The sequence below is a fragment of the Cellvibrio sp. 25HG11W-0 genome, assembly GCF_057815475.1.
Genome location: NZ_CM174230.1, coordinates 1,314,005 through 1,328,736, shown reverse-complemented (window position 1 = coordinate 1,328,736; position 14,732 = coordinate 1,314,005). Strand labels below are relative to the sequence as shown.

Below are 14,732 nucleotides of genomic sequence, written 5' to 3'. Positions count from 1 at the left end.
CTTGGCAAGCAGAATCTTCGATTCTTTTCGGCTTGCCGGTGAGTCATTATAGGCCGATAACCACAGCTACCTTTCTCTTCTGACTCACCCCTCACCCTTAGGCGAGGCGCGCATTATACGTATTTTTTTCTGCCTGTAAACACTTAATTTCATTCAGTTTTTACAGCTTTCTCACCAAACCCAGATCTTTCGATCCACCTGCTCGGCGAGGGCGCGAACTATAGGGCCACCCCCTCCTTCTAGCAAGCTTTTTCGTAAGATTTTTAGCTTTAAATGCCAATCAGTACAGCGAACAAACAGGGCGCCTAAAAATCAGACCGCACTGAACAAGTGATACTTCTTTTTGCCGAGCTTGACCAAAAAATAACAGCCATGAAAAGCATTTTCAGCCGCAAAACACTCCACCGCCTTCATGTTGTCATCCATAGATTTGGCAACGCCGTTGATAAACACTGCACTGCGCACCAAAGCATCCTTTATTTGCTTACCAGATGCCGCCATCCCCACATCAGCCAATATTTGCGTGAGCGGAAGCTCTTTTACATCAGCTAACGTCAGGGATGATGAGGGCAAACCATCTTGACTCAGCTGCCCGAAGTCGTTTTGACTTAAGCCCGCCAGCTCATCACTAAATAAAGCCTCGGTAATTCTCTGTGCCGCAGATAACCCCGCATCACCATGAACAAGGCGAGTCACCTCTTCTGCCAATATGCGCTGCGCTTCGGGCTTACCTTGACAAGCAGCATCTTCAGCTTCGATTTGCTTGATGCGATCAACGCTCAAGAAGGTAAAATAACCTAAAAATTTGTAGGCATCCGCATCAGACGTATTTAGCCAGAATTGATAGAAAGCATAGGGCGATGTCTTATTGGCATCAAGCCAAACGGTCCCCGTCTCTGTTTTACCAAACTTGGTGCCGTCGGACTTAGTCACTAAAGGCATGGTGAGACCAAAAACATGACCGCCTTTACTGCGTCGCGCTAACTCGATACCGCCAGTAATATTACCCCACTGATCACTACCGCCAATCTGCAAGCTACAGCCATTGCGCGCATACAGCTCAGCAAAGTCATAGGACTGCAGCAGCATATAGGTGAACTCGGTGAAAGAGATTCCCTCGCCCTCTCGCTCAATACGCTGCTTCACTGACTCCTTGTTAATCATATTGTTGATAGAGAAGTGCTTACCCACATCGCGCAGGAAGCTGAGTACATCCATATTGCCAACCCAGTCGAGATTGTTAACCACCTCAGCCGATAGCGGCCCGCAATCGAAATCAATAAACTGACTGACCTGAGCCCTCAACTTTTCAACCCAGTTAGCCACCACATCCGAGGTATTTAGCTTACGCTCCTGAGCCTTAAAGCTTGGATCACCGATTAAGCCCGTCGCGCCACCCACCAAAGCAATTGGTTTATGGCCTGCCAACTGAAAACGCTTAAGCATTAATAGCGGCACCAAACTTCCTATATGCAAGCTATCCGCAGTTGGATCAAATCCACAATAAAGAGTACGACTACCAGAATTGAGATGCTCGGCCAACGTCTCACCGCCCGTCATCTGCGCTATTAATCCGCGATCTTGCAACTCTTGTAGGAAATCTGTGTCAATAGACGTCATAAAGCACCAACTAAGCCATTTTAAAATTATGTCGATAAGTAATAAAAAGGCCGCAAAGATACCGGATCTTGTCTCAAATACAAGGCAAAAAGGCCAACATATGACAGTCGAGTGAATTTTGGGGTGTTAATGGCACTTTTTTCTGCTATAAATACTGGCTGTTGGAACACATATATATAAGTCGGGCATATCTCCCTATGGGATCCATAAAAAATTATTACCAATTCGTGCAGTCTGCTGTATTAGAGAATCTGCCACGCGGTCATTTGATCGCTATAGGTTCACTGGCCGCAGGCCTAGTGATCGCATCTTATGTAGGCACTGACTCCAAGCAAATTGCTAATACTGATGTAGGCGAAAGCGCTCAAATCATTGAGCCATTATCTATTCCAGGATTACAGCCAAGCGGCAGCGAGAATCAGAACCCCATAGCCGCGATACCAGGTGTCACCACCGCAACTAGCAAGCCACAAACGACTCGCTCTCAAGAAACCCAAGAACCAAAATCCCTGTGGAAAGACTTTACCGTGCAATCTGGCGATAACCTGTCGCTCATTTTCAAACGAGCAGGGTTAAATGATCGCGACATCTATGAATTATTTAGCGATGCGAAAGACGCCAAAGATCTTCGCAATATTCGCCCCGGACAAAAAATATCTTTTCTAGTTGAGAATAATAAACTGCAAGGCCTGACCTACGTCATTAGCAAACTTGATAGTGTGGAATTTGCGCGCACATCAAAAGGCTTTAACAGCAAGGAGATTTCCTTAGAGCCCGATATTAAAACCGCATTTCGCGAAGCCACTATCGACAGCTCACTATATATGGCAGCCAAACGCGCCGGTATATCCGGTTCGCTCACCATGGAGCTGGCCAATATTTTTGGTTGGGACATAGATTTCGCTCTCGACATTCACAAAGGCGACACCTTTAAAGTCATGTACGAAGAGCAGCATCTTGACGGCAAAAAAATCGGTACCGGCAAGATACTCGCAGCAGAATTCACCAACGGCGGCAAGACCTTCCAAGCCGTTCGCTATATGGATAAAGATGGCGTAGGCCGCTACTACACCCCAGACGGGCGCGGCATGCACAAAGCATTCTTACGCACCCCCATCGAATTTGCACGCATCAGCTCACATTTTAGCCTGAGCCGCAAACACCCCGTACTTCATATCATTCGCGCCCATAAGGGCACCGACTATGCAGCCAAAAAAGGTACCCCCATTCGCGCTACCGGCTCTGGCAAGATTGCCTTTGCAGGGCGGCGCGGCGGTTACGGTAATTGCGTTGTGATTAACCACGGACAAGGCTATGAAACACTCTATGGGCATATGAATGCCTTTGCGAAAGGCATGAGGAGCGGCAGCCGCGTTAGCCAAGGCGATATTATTGGTTATGTTGGCATGACCGGCTTGGCCTCTGGTCCTCACCTCCACTACGAATTTCATATGAATGGTCAGGTACGCAACCCTGTTACCGTGCCCCTGCCAAAAGCAATGGGCGTAGATAAAACAGAAATGGCTGCGTTTATGAGTAGCACCAAGCCATTAATCGCCAAACTTGATCAATTTAATTCAAATACTCGCTTAGCCTTGGCTAAAAGCGGCACAAAAAGCAACTAGCAGTCCTCGATGTCCAACACATCCTATTACATCGGCCTGATGTCAGGCACCAGTGCCGATGCAATAGATGCAGTTCTTGTTGATCTGTCACAACAGCCAAAACTCCTCGCACAGCACAGCCTTAAGCTATCTACTGATCTGCGCACCAGAATTCATGCGCTCTGCCTCCCCGGTGACAACGAAATTGAACGTATGGGCGCGCTTGATGTAGAGCTAGGGGAGCTTTTTGCTCAGGCTACACAGGAGCTGCTCGCATCCACAGCCATGCCACCTCAAAATATTATCGCCATCGGCAGTCACGGCCAAACCATTCGCCATAGACCACCAGGCACAAGCCTAGATACCCAGCGCCACTTTAGCCTACAAATTGGCGACCCCAATATCATTGCTCAGCAAACCGGTATCACCACAGTCGCAGATTTTCGCCGGCGCGACATGGCCGCAGGTGGTCAAGGGGCACCGCTAGTGCCTGCATTTCATCGCGCCATCTTCGCCCAACCTCAAGTAAATCGCGTCATTGTGAATATTGGTGGCATGGCTAACATTACTTGGCTCCCAAAAGAAGGGATTGCCTTGGGCTTTGATACTGGTCCGGGCAATGTGCTCATGGATAGCTGGATTCAAACCCACCTTGGGCTTGGATATGACAAGCAGGGCGACTGGGCAAAGAGCGGAAATTCAGATTCGGCGCTTGTCAAAACAATGCTGCAACATCCATTTTTCGCACAACAGGCCCCCAAAAGTACGGGGAGAGAAGCATTTAATGCAGAATGGTTACACGAAAACCTAATGCTATTAGAGCGCAGCCTTGCACCTGCAGATGTCCAAGCCAGCTTACTGGAACTCAGCGCGCAATCTATCGCTCAGGCAATCAACGGTTTGAGCACCGAACCTAAAGAGGTTTTAGTTTGTGGCGGGGGCGCTTACAACCAAGCGTTAATGTTGCGACTTGAACAGTGCCTAAACCGCGCGACGCTTGCGTCAACGGCCAGCTTGGGAATAGCACCAGAATGGATTGAGGCAATGGCTTTTGCGTGGTTGGCGCAGCAAACGCTGGCGCGTCAACCCGGCAATTTAGCCGCAGTGACAGGCGCGGCAAAAGAAGTGATACTCGGCGGCGTTTATTACGCCGGATGATGAATACAACTCACTGATTATAAAGAAATATTACATCGAGAAGGAAGAGCCACAACCACAGGTGCTGGCAGCATTGGGGTTTTGAATCACAAACTTAGAACCCTGCAAACCCTCTTCATAATCCACCTTGGCACCTACGAGATAGGGATAGCTCATGGCGTCTACAACAACTTTTACCCCTTCACGCTCCACCACTGAATCATCTTCAGCAACCGCCTCATCGAAGGTGAACCCATACTGAAAGCCGGAGCAACCGCCGCCAGTAACATAAACACGCAGCTTCAAATCCGCATTGCCTTCCTCTTCAACCAGACTCTTTACCTTGGCAATAGCGCTATCGCTAACCAGTACAACTTGGGGGATATAAACTTCAGCGGTAGACATACTTACTCCAAAAACGCAGACGCCTGCAACTGCAGGCGTCCTCATTATCTCTTTACCCAAGTAAAACAGTCAACTATTAGCCTTCGACATTCGCCTTTGAGTTGATACCTGTCGCACTGGCGACCACTGCTAAATCCGGAGCTTTGTTGCCAATCATATTGCCGTTCACTTGCGCACCTTTCACCATTTCAATAGATTCATAGTGCACCACGCCATTCACAACACCCTTGGCAGCCAACTCTAAATGCTTGGCGGAGTGTATGTTACCGAATATTTTGCCGTTAACGACGATCACAGGCGCGCGGATTTCGCCCTCAACTATGCCCGTATCCTCAATCACCACTTTTGCATCTTTGCCCTCTTCGGCAAAAATATTCCCTGTTACCTTACCCGCCACATAAAGCTCACCGGTGAAATGAACATCGCCCACGATCTTAGTTGCGCGCGAAATAAGCGTATTATTGTTTGAAAATGCCATAGTGAACTCCTGCCACAAATGTAAGCTAAGGGTGAATTATTTGGTCTCGGGCCAAGACAGCTGCCCGTCAATGACAGTGACATTGGGCTTAGCCTTAGTCGCAATGCGCAACTCCACGCGCAGGGGGCTAAAGTCGTCAGGTAAATGCAAGCTGGTTTCAATCTGTTGAAAAAACTTGAACTGCAGTGGAATTTTTTCAGCCAGCGCAGGCGCATCACCTTCCGTTACTGCCACTTGCTGTAAGGGGATTTTTTCCTCTTTACCCGCGCGCGTGCCCACAATATTAAACTCCAGCTGTCCGGAAAACTCCTTGTCGCCCTCCGCTAGTTTTTGCACGCTGAGTTTGAGCTTATAGGTAGCACTTGCCTCATCTGCCGTCACCGAGAAAACCCCAAAGCCAATACCCATAGGGTTGTTGTTGTTTTTGGAGGTCATCATCCGGTAGACGGCAACATCGCGCTTTAAAGCATCTATTTTTTGTCGCTGTGCCAGTGCCTGCTCACGAATATCTTTGCTCGCTTCGCGATCAACCTGAAGCGTGACTTCATATTTGGCGACCTGCTGACGCAACTCTTCTGCTTGCGCTTTAGCTTGCGCCATTTCAGCGCGCAACTGTGTCGCCTGATCGGGGCTCAGCATGATTTGCGCTGCTTGATGCAACGCAAAAAAGTAGCTGCCCGCTACAGCGGCGGCGGCAAGTGCAATCAATAAAGTATAAATAGCGAGCTTGCGTAGGGGGCGATGGGGCACCACAATCATGCGGTACTGGGGAGAACCTTTAACTTTAACCTTTTCCATATAGCCATCTTATTGTTGATTGTTATTAGGGTTATGGCTGCACAGCCGCCTGAAAGCCAAGCGTTGAACAGCCCAAAGTGTTAAAGCCTCCCTGCACCTTAAAATTGTAAAAGCCTAGCGCACCGCTAGGCGCCTACACGAATTAAGGGAGCAGCGCCACTACATCCAAACCAGCGGTTTCATCAAAACCAAACATGATATTCATGTTTTGAATCGCCTGACCTGACGCACCTTTAGTGAGGTTATCAATCACCGACAGTACCACGACAGTATCGCGCGCCTGCGGTTGGAAAACCGAGATGCGACAAACATTTGAGCCTTTTACTGTACGTGTTTGCGGAATGTCACCTGCTGGCAACACATCCACAAATGGCTCGTTGGCATAACGTTGTTCGTACAGCGCCTGCAGGTTTAGCGGCGCATTCACATCCAATAAGGTCGCATAGAGCGTCGCATGAATGCCGCGAATAATGGGCAGTAAATGCGGCACAAAGGTGAGCGACGCAGGTGTAACGCCTGCCGCTTGACGGTCGCGCAAGCCTTGCTCAATTTCCGGCAAGTGTCTGTGGCCAGCGACGCCATAAGCTTTAAAGCTGTCGCTGATTTCGGTAAGTAAATTGTCGATCTTACCCTGACGACCGGCACCACTCGCACCGCTGGCGGCATTTGCAATCAGACGCGCAGGGTCAACGAGGTTGTTTTCGATTAAAGGCAACAACCCCAATTGCGTTGCCGTGGGGTAACATCCTGGGCAAGCGATTAATTTTGCCGTGCGAATTGCGGCGCGATTGGTTTCGGGCAAACCGTATACTGCTTGAGGCACCAGCTCGGGGGCACCGTGAGTTTGGCCGTACCATTTCTCCCAGAGCGCGATGTCGCGAATTCTAAAATCTGCCGACAAATCGATAATACGGGTTTGGGTTTTCATCAAGGCGGGCATCATGTTTTGCGCTACGCCATGAGGCGTGGCAAAAAAGACGACATCCAACTCACCTAAAAGCGCTACATCGGGTTCAGTAAATGCCAAATCAATGTGGCCGCGCAGGCTGGGATAAAGCTCAGCCACCTTGACGCCCGCTTCAGCGCGCGACGTAATGACCGCCACTTCAACCTGTGGATGCTTAGACAGAAGGCGCAATAACTCAACGCCGGTATAACCTGTACCACCTACAATGCCTGCTCTAATCACGTCTATTCCCCTTTGCTAATTGCTTCATCTAGGCTGGCTGGGTATGGTGGGCAACCACAACCAACATGCATAATTCAAATCCTGCATCATTATTGCATCGCCAAGCTAAAGGCTTAGCAACGAATGAAGGATACGCACATAAGCTTCTAGTGAGCTAAGCCCACCAAAACCGCTGCGAAAGGCCGCTATCATAAAAGCCTTATTCATAAACCGAAAGGAAAAGCTGCCCCTAATATGAGCGAGATGCGCAATCCACTTCCCCCACTGAGTGCAATAAGCCCTAAATCTGCGCGTTTACTCGGGCGTCTGCGCCACTATGCGCAGCAGCAGGCAGAACATTGGCGCGACCAACTAGCGCAAGTTGAAGCCCTGCCGCAACTGACGCTGCTCGGCCTTATCACTGGCATTATGTCGGGGCTGATCATAGTGTTGTTTCGCTGGGTGGTAGAGATCCCCCTCGACTTATTGCTGCCCCATGATTTTGAATCTTTTGAGGCTATTAGCCGTAACACTCACTTTTGGCTGCCATTTATTGGCGCAAGCCTGCTCGGCCTAGCGATGCATTTTATCGACAAGCGCCACCACGCCACCGGTATCAGCCATGTCATAGACCGACTTGAAAACCACCAAGGGCGCATGCCCTTGGGGAATGTCATCAACCAGTTTGTAGGTGGGGCTGCATGCCTGTTGACCGGGCAATCTGTTGGCCGTGAAGGCCCCTCTGCACACATGGGCGCCGCGAGCGGTAGCTTGCTCGGCCAGTGGTTGCGCCTACCCAACAACAGCCTGCGCCCTCTTGCAGGTTGCGGTGTAGCAGCGGCCATAGCCGCCTGCTTTAACACACCCTTAGCGGGAGTTATTTTCGCGATGGAAGTGGTGATGATGGAATACACCATCGCAGGCTTTATTCCCGTCACCCTCGCCGCCGTAACAGGTGCCGGCATTACTCGCATCGCCTTCGGCCCCGAGATCGCCTTTATGGATGCACAAGCCGTTGTGGGCAATTGGTTAGAGCTGCCAATCATGGCCCTCGTAGGCGTGGTAGTAGCGGTATTTGCTGCGGGCTATATTCGCCTGCAAAGTCTTAGCTGTCGCTACAGCTTAAAAGTTCCCATCGCCCTGCGCTTTGCAGCAGCAGGCTTAATCACAGGGCTCTGCGCCCTGCTCACCCCACAAATCATGGGCGTAGGTTACGACACTATCGCCAGCGCTATAGCGGGTGAAATTGGTTTAGGGTTACTGCTGTTTATCGCCATCACCAAATTGCTCGCCACTGGCTGTAGCCTTGGTTTGGGCATGCCCGGCGGGGTTGTGGGGCCACTACTGTTTATAGGTGCCTGCGTGGGCGGCGCGCTCGGCGTGGCCGCACAAACCATCATGCCCCACTCAGCCAGCGCCATAGGCTTTTACGTAATCCTTGGTATGGGCGCCATGATGGGCGCGACACTTAACGCACCGCTCGCCGCCATGATGGCGATTTTGGAGCTCACCTATAACCCCAATATAATTTTCCCGAGCATGCTAGTGGTCATTGCCGCCTGCCTTATGACACGCTGGGCATTCAAGTGCGAAGGCTTATTTCAAACCCTGCTGATAATCCAAGGCAAGCAGCGATTGCGCGGCAAACTGGAAAGTAGCGACATAGTTGCCCAAGCCCTAAGCCGCACCGGTATCCGCAGCATTATGGATCGCCACCTCGTCTACAGTAACAACCTTATTAGTCAAGCTGACGCCAGTAAACTCCTCAGCAAGCGCCCGCGCTGGATCTTTCTGAGCGAGGCCAATCAACTGCTGCAACCGGCAGATCTCGCCGCCTGCATACCTTCATCAAAAACCGATGTACCAGACAATAAAACCGACGACCTTCAAACCGCAGACACAGTCATCAACCTGCTAGAAATACCCGCGCGCCGCTTTGATTTAGTGCACATCAGCGCCGACGCCAACTTGTTTGAAGCACTGCAACTGATGAATAGCGCACAAGTGGACGCACTTTGGGTAGAATCCCTCAGCGACGACCAGCGACCGCTGGGCATTATCAGCCGCACCAAAATCGACAACTACTACCGGGTCTAAGCAACCCGCCAATCGGAATCACCATGCTCTGGATCAAAGCCTTTCACATCATCGCCGTTATCACCTGGTTTGCCGCGCTGTTCTATTTGCCGCGCCTATTCGTATACCACGCCATGAGCGAGGACAGCATCAGCCGCGAGCGCTTTAAAATCATGGAGCGCAAACTCCTGCGCGGTATCGCCAACCCCTCCATGATCGCCGTGTTTATTCTCGGCGGCTGGATGAGCTGGCTAGGCTGGAGCTACTATTCCACTCAAGGCTGGTACTGGTGCAAGCTCGCCTTAGTGGCGCTAGTGACCATTTATCACCACGTCTGCATCTACCATTTCAAACAATTCCGCGATGACAAAAACACCAAAGGCCATGTCTACTTCCGCTGGTTTAATGAATTTCCGGTAGTGCTCTTGATTGGGATAGTTATACTCGTCGTCGTAAGGCCTTTTTAAATTAATGAAAAAAACTATGCCACAGCTCTACGCCATTACCGACACCCAACTTATGCCCGACGAAAAATTATTCGAAGGCGTTTTAGCTGCGCTTAAAGGCGGCTGTAAGTTGGTGCAATATCGCGATAAATCCACCGACCAAGCACGCCGGATGAGCGACGCAAAAACCCTGCTTAACCTCTGCCAACAACACCAAGCGCAGCTGATCATTAACGATGATGTCGCACTCGCCCAGCAAATTGGCGCCCAGGGCGTACACCTTGGCCAAGGCGACACGAGTGCACTGGCCGCTCGCTTAATTCTTGGCAGCAGCGCCATCATAGGCGTCACCTGTCACGACTCTATCGCGCTCGCTCAACAAGCAATCAAAGACACCGCCAACTACGTCGCCTTCGGCCGCTTCTTTCCCTCCGCCACCAAACCGGACGCCCGCCCTGCCTCCATCGAGTTAATTGGCGAGGCACGCAAAATCATTGGCGATGTGCCTATTGCAGTGATTGGCGGGATAACATTGGAAAACGCTGGGGAAATAATTGCAGCGGGGGCGGATTATTTGGCGGTCTGTAATGATTTGTTTGCTGCGGAAGACATAACCGCACAGGCCAGAAAATTTATCGAATTGTAGGTTGGCGGTGAGGAACGAACCCCAACACGCCAATCTTGCAGCGCAAACCAAAAGCCTAATGAATATCCACTTAGGCTTTTACTCAAGTTGATGCGATGGGCATGTTGGGGTTCGTTCCTCACCGCCAACCTACGGATCAATTTACACATCTATTTTATTATTTAAGGAAACCCAATGACTCGCTCCGAAGAACTTTTTGCTCAAGCTCAAAAAACCATACCCGGTGGTGTTAACTCCCCCGTGCGCGCTTTTAAGGCAGTGGGCGGTACGCCGATATTTTTTGAAAAGGCCGCCGGTGCCTATGCTTGGGACGCCGATGGCAAACGCTACATAGATTACGTTCAATCCTGGGGCCCAATGGTGCTCGGTCACGCGCACCCAGACGTCATCAATACCGTGATAGAAACCGCCAAACACGGTTTGAGTTTTGGTGCGCCCACCGAGCGCGAAACCACCTTGGCAGAAAAGCTCTGCAACTTAATTCCCAATATGGATATGGTGCGCTTTGTGAGCTCGGGCACCGAGGCAACCATGAGCGCCATTCGTTTAGCGCGTGCGTTTACACAGCGCGACAACATTGTGAAATTTGAAGGCTGCTACCACGGTCACTCGGATTCGCTGCTGATTAAAGCCGGCTCCGGCGCACTCACTCTAGGCGTACCCAGCTCGCCGGGCGTGCCTGCGGTGTTGGCCGATCACACCATCACCCTGGATTACAACAACATCGACCAACTGCGCGAATTTTTCGCCTACCAGGGCCACAGCGTGGCCTGCATTATTGTGGAGCCAGTGGTAGGCAATATGAATTGCGTACCGCCAATACCCGGCTTTTTGGAAGCGCTGCGCGAGGTGTGTGATGCAGCGGGAAGCCTGTTAATTTTTGATGAGGTGATGACCGGTTTCCGCGTTGGCCATAAAGGCGCACAGGGTCACTACAATGTTAAGGCCGATATTATTACCTTGGGTAAAGTGATTGGCGGCGGCATGCCCGTAGGTGCCTTTGGTGGTCGCCGCGATGTGATGCAAATGATCGCGCCTTCAGGCCCCGTGTACCAAGCCGGAACGCTTTCTGGAAACCCTGTGGCTATGGCCGCCGGTTTAAAAACCCTAGAGCTATTAGAGCAACCCGAGGTGTACCCCAACTTAATTGCGCGCACCAATCAATTGGTGGAAGGCTTACAAAAATTAGCCGACGAAGCGGGCATTCCCTTCACCACCAATCATGTGGGCAGCATGTTCGGTTTCTTTTTTACCAGCGAGCCCAAAATCACCAACTTTAAACAAGTGATGGCCTGCGATATTCCGCGTTTCAATAAATTCTTTCACGGCATGCTGGAGCGCGGTATTTATTTAGCACCGGCATCTTACGAGGCGGGTTTTATGTCAGCCGCGCACACAGAAGATGATATTGCCAATACCCTAAAGGCAGCGGCAGAAGTCTTTGCAACACTGAAATAATAGAGTCGATTCATGCAAAAAAAGCGCCACAAACGAGTTAAGTTTGTGGCGCAAAGCACGAGAGTAGACTCTCAACAAAGGTTACCTATTAATAAACACGCAGCTTAAGGTAAGCGCAATTATTTCCCACACTATTGGTGAAACTTAAAGTGCTGCCAGAAAAATTAGTCGCCGCCACATAATTGCTATCTATAGCGGCACTGCCCGAACTATTCACCGAGGTAACCGCACCGCGGAAGTCGCAGGAGTGAGTGTCACTATCCCAAAACTGCAGTGTGCCGCCCGCGAGGTTGCGATTGAAACGCAGACAAGTCGATGGCGTTAGGCTCACCTCAGTACGTTGCCCCCAAACCACATCAATATAGTTTGCACAACCACTCGGAATACTAGGCGCTGATGATGCCGCCTTACTCGATGCAACCTGACTAGAGGCTACTTTGCTAGAAGCGACCAAACTAGATGCAGCTTTACTGGATACCGCTTTGCTAGACGCCGCCAAACTTGAGGCTGCCTTACTGGAAGATGCAACAGCCGCCGCCTTGATATTTACTGTGATACCCTCAGAGGTTAAGCGCTTTCCGTCACGGGTAATGGCAATGGTATCTATAGTGTATTGACCAGCCGCTGCTGGAACCCATTCAACTGTGTAAGGTGCGCTATTGGTTTGCTTCAAAAATCCACCGTTTATACGGAAGTTCACTTGCACCACATCGTTATAACGGCTGCTCACCTTAGCTGCCAACTCAATAGCTTGACCTAGGGTGAATGTGCTTTTGTCATTAGGTGCAGTCACTGCAACAGTAAAATTTTGTACATCCACATCCTTCAATACAATGGTGCTCATTGAAAGTTTGGGAAGGGTAATTTGCCCAGCACCATCCTTAATCGTTGTTAAGGGGTCGGCATTAAGTGGCAACACTCGCTCGGCACCCATCGAATTAAATGACATAGCTTTGTGGGTAAAAGACCCGCCGTAAACTGAACCATCCAACTTCACGGAAAATGGCACGGCTTTATCGGTTAGGTTCAATACAAACACAATAGTCTTGCCATCTTTTACCACTGCACGCGCACTGACCGCATCCACACCCGCCATTAAGTCTGGGCTGTTCATACTGCTACCTAGGAGTGTGCTGTCTTCAAATACGCTGCGAATAATTTCGTAGCTAGAACCAACAGCAGTTTTCTCTAAAGGATATTTAATACGCGGCCGCATAGCGCCACTTGGGCTTTTGTACTCCTCCCAGACTAAAAAGGAATTTAACTGGCCATTCACACTGAACCAGTTGGCTCGGTCATAAATTTTTTGATTTTCGCTCATGAAAATATAAGCGTCCGCCATACCCAAGACTGACACCGCATTTGGGCCACCAGATTTAACGCCCCACTCGCTCAGCCAAACTGGCTTGTTGGGCGCTACTTTTTGTGAGTAATCATTCACTGAAGCTGCCAAGTAATAGCGCGCCGTTAAGGCTGTGCCATAAGCACCTGCGGGACTGTTGGCATCGTCTGGGTCAGAACCAACGTAGGTATGCACAGTCACCGCATCAAAATAAGACAAGTCTTTGGTTAAGTCTTTATTCCAATTAGGGTTAACTGCACTACCTCTGCGCAACAGAGGTACAGATACGCGAATAGTCGGGTCTTTAGCTTTCAAAGCTGCCGACATGGATTTAGCGCGCGCAATGTAATCACTAGCATTTGGAATAATGGAGCTGCGTTGACCTGGATAGAAATTCTCGTTACCCAATTCAATATCTTTGACTTCAAAACCGCGCCCCACTAAATCTTTATAACGCGCGACAGTTTCGGGGCTGCCATTATTAAAATTGGTGCCGTCTGCGCTCATGTTAAAAGTCCACAACATGTCAAAACCAGCGCCGGTCGCATCCTTTTTCTTAAGATTTAAAAAGGTTAAACCTTCAATACCAATTTTTTTATTTGAGCTATCCATCTGCTTAATATTCGATAAGAAATCAAGTTCTACGCTGCGCAACTTACCACTTGCATGCATGTACTCGAAACTATCTTCTCCAAACACGCGCGTGCCGTCTGTTCTCCAGTCATACCAGTTGGCCCACAAGCCGTGTGGAAAACGAACCGTTATTGGGCTGTAGTGATTGATTAAAGCCTGCTCTACGGCAGAGCTATAGCCAAAAATATTAGTGCCCAGCTGCTTGTTGTTGTAAATCTCCTGCGCCGAGGTGTTGATGCTAAAAGTTGCTGTCACGGTTGAGGGCAAGGCAAAGGGGTATTCCTCTGCCTGCGCGAGCTGAGTCGTCGCCAAACCCATCGCAGAGATGAGTAAGATAAGTTTTTTATTCATAGGGTGCCGCCATTGTTATCGGTTATTTGAAAGCCTACAACGCACACTACAGCTAGGCAGTATCTCCTGCTATTTCACCGCCCTAGTGTCGTTCAGGCAGCAGTCTCGGCCAATACAGTATTGCCGTCAAGTGGCCATACCAATTCAAGAATCGTTTTGTGACCACACACAAGCTTTAGGCTTTAACTAGCTCTCGTTTATAGAAAAGTAAAAGTAGTTCCACAGGCCATAAAAAAACCCTGCAATGGTTACTACAGCGGGTTTATGTTTAGAGGTGTAGTTCTGGGCTAGCTTAGTTGGCGATAAGTGTTTCTGACTTTCTCACCCAACGGGCAGCTTAGATAGCAGAGGACTTGTCGATATTTTGCTTTGCGGGCCCTGATATGTTGTTTTAATTGGGTATAAAACCGAGCACCGCACCTAGGCTGAAAACACCCTCATACATTGTCTTGTGTACCATATGCAGCGCCATTCTCAGCAGAACAAGAATTATCGTAAAGTGGCCATACCAATATGGAGCGCAACATGTGATGAAATGCAAATTTCACACGAAATGAGCCTCGTTTATGG

12 protein-coding genes are annotated in these 14,732 nt (G+C 49.8%); 6 read left to right on the top strand and 6 right to left on the bottom strand.

Going from position 1 to position 14,732, the window contains the following annotated elements:
• Positions 1 to 312 precede the first annotated feature (312 nt).
• Positions 313 to 1,620 (bottom strand): tyrosine--tRNA ligase, encoded by a 1,308-nt coding sequence (tyrS, locus tag AC0KUT_RS05470; RefSeq protein ID WP_488834177.1) that lies wholly within the window; start codon positions 1,618 to 1,620, stop codon positions 313 to 315.
• Between the two features lie 197 nt (positions 1,621 to 1,817).
• Here tyrS and AC0KUT_RS05465 point away from each other — a divergent pair, with 197 nt between their 5' ends.
• Both AC0KUT_RS05465 and AC0KUT_RS05460 read left to right on the top strand, forming a co-directional pair.
• A complete protein-coding gene (locus AC0KUT_RS05465; protein WP_488834176.1) occupies positions 1,818 to 3,245 on the top strand; it encodes a peptidoglycan DD-metalloendopeptidase family protein in 1,428 nt (475 codons plus the stop codon).
• A 9-nt stretch (positions 3,246 to 3,254) separates the two neighbouring features.
• The gene (locus tag AC0KUT_RS05460; RefSeq protein WP_488834175.1) at positions 3,255 to 4,382 is read left to right on the top strand and encodes an anhydro-N-acetylmuramic acid kinase; all 1,128 of its coding nucleotides are present in this window, start codon (positions 3,255 to 3,257) and stop codon (positions 4,380 to 4,382) included.
• Between the two features lie 30 nt (positions 4,383 to 4,412).
• Here AC0KUT_RS05460 and erpA read toward each other — a convergent pair whose 3' ends face one another.
• The 4 genes from erpA to argC all read right to left on the bottom strand — a co-directional run bounded on the left by erpA (position 4,413) and on the right by argC (position 7,231).
• A complete protein-coding gene (erpA, locus tag AC0KUT_RS05455) occupies positions 4,413 to 4,766 on the bottom strand; it encodes an iron-sulfur cluster insertion protein ErpA (protein ID WP_488834174.1) in 354 nt (117 codons plus the stop codon).
• Between the two features lie 76 nt (positions 4,767 to 4,842).
• Positions 4,843 to 5,244 (bottom strand): bactofilin family protein, encoded by a 402-nt coding sequence (locus tag AC0KUT_RS05450; RefSeq protein WP_488834172.1) that lies wholly within the window; start codon positions 5,242 to 5,244, stop codon positions 4,843 to 4,845.
• A 36-nt stretch (positions 5,245 to 5,280) separates the two neighbouring features.
• Entirely contained in the window at positions 5,281 to 6,042 is a 762-nt protein-coding gene (locus AC0KUT_RS05445; protein ID WP_488834171.1) for a DUF6776 family protein, read from the bottom strand.
• Between the two features lie 142 nt (positions 6,043 to 6,184).
• Positions 6,185 to 7,231, bottom strand: a complete 1,047-nt coding sequence (gene argC / locus AC0KUT_RS05440) for an N-acetyl-gamma-glutamyl-phosphate reductase (protein ID WP_488834170.1) — start codon at positions 7,229 to 7,231, stop codon at positions 6,185 to 6,187.
• A gap of 234 nt (positions 7,232 to 7,465) precedes the next feature.
• Here argC and AC0KUT_RS05435 point away from each other — a divergent pair, with 234 nt between their 5' ends.
• From AC0KUT_RS05435 to hemL, 4 genes are all read left to right on the top strand, one after another.
• Positions 7,466 to 9,307 carry a chloride channel protein gene (locus tag AC0KUT_RS05435; RefSeq protein ID WP_488834169.1) on the top strand — a complete coding sequence of 614 codons (1,842 nt, stop codon included), beginning with the start codon at positions 7,466 to 7,468 and terminating at the stop codon, positions 9,305 to 9,307.
• A 23-nt stretch (positions 9,308 to 9,330) separates the two neighbouring features.
• A complete protein-coding gene (locus AC0KUT_RS05430) occupies positions 9,331 to 9,753 on the top strand; it encodes a CopD family protein (protein ID WP_488834168.1) in 423 nt (140 codons plus the stop codon).
• A 4-nt stretch (positions 9,754 to 9,757) separates the two neighbouring features.
• A complete protein-coding gene (gene thiE / locus AC0KUT_RS05425; protein WP_488834166.1) occupies positions 9,758 to 10,378 on the top strand; it encodes a thiamine phosphate synthase in 621 nt (206 codons plus the stop codon).
• Positions 10,379 to 10,552: 174 nt separating this feature from the next.
• Positions 10,553 to 11,836, top strand: a complete 1,284-nt coding sequence (gene hemL, locus AC0KUT_RS05420; protein ID WP_488834165.1) for a glutamate-1-semialdehyde 2,1-aminomutase — start codon at positions 10,553 to 10,555, stop codon at positions 11,834 to 11,836.
• Positions 11,837 to 11,924: 88 nt separating this feature from the next.
• Here the strand turns inward: hemL and AC0KUT_RS05415 are convergent, their stop codons facing one another.
• Positions 11,925 to 14,162 carry an Ig-like domain-containing protein gene (locus AC0KUT_RS05415; protein ID WP_488834162.1) on the bottom strand — a complete coding sequence of 746 codons (2,238 nt, stop codon included), beginning with the start codon at positions 14,160 to 14,162 and terminating at the stop codon, positions 11,925 to 11,927.
• Positions 14,163 to 14,732 lie beyond the last annotated feature (570 nt).

Excerpts from the sequence above, each read along its gene's own strand:
- AC0KUT_RS05415 (WP_488834162.1), bottom strand. The coding sequence starts at position 14,162 with ATGAATAAAAAACTTATCTTACTCATCTCTGCGATGGGTTTGGCGACG.
- thiE (WP_488834166.1), top strand. The coding sequence starts at position 9,758 with ATGAAAAAAACTATGCCACAGCTCTACGCCATTACCGACACCCAACTT.
- hemL (WP_488834165.1), top strand. The coding sequence starts at position 10,553 with ATGACTCGCTCCGAAGAACTTTTTGCTCAAGCTCAAAAAACCATACCC.
- AC0KUT_RS05430 (WP_488834168.1), top strand. The coding sequence starts at position 9,331 with ATGCTCTGGATCAAAGCCTTTCACATCATCGCCGTTATCACCTGGTTT.
- AC0KUT_RS05450 (WP_488834172.1), bottom strand. The coding sequence starts at position 5,244 with ATGGCATTTTCAAACAATAATACGCTTATTTCGCGCGCAACTAAGATC.
- AC0KUT_RS05460 (WP_488834175.1), top strand. The coding sequence starts at position 3,255 with ATGTCCAACACATCCTATTACATCGGCCTGATGTCAGGCACCAGTGCC.
- erpA (WP_488834174.1), bottom strand. The coding sequence starts at position 4,766 with ATGTCTACCGCTGAAGTTTATATCCCCCAAGTTGTACTGGTTAGCGAT.
- tyrS (WP_488834177.1), bottom strand. The coding sequence starts at position 1,620 with ATGACGTCTATTGACACAGATTTCCTACAAGAGTTGCAAGATCGCGGA.
- AC0KUT_RS05465 (WP_488834176.1), top strand. The coding sequence starts at position 1,818 with ATGGGATCCATAAAAAATTATTACCAATTCGTGCAGTCTGCTGTATTA.
- AC0KUT_RS05435 (WP_488834169.1), top strand. The coding sequence starts at position 7,466 with ATGAGCGAGATGCGCAATCCACTTCCCCCACTGAGTGCAATAAGCCCT.
- AC0KUT_RS05445 (WP_488834171.1), bottom strand. The coding sequence starts at position 6,042 with ATGGAAAAGGTTAAAGTTAAAGGTTCTCCCCAGTACCGCATGATTGTG.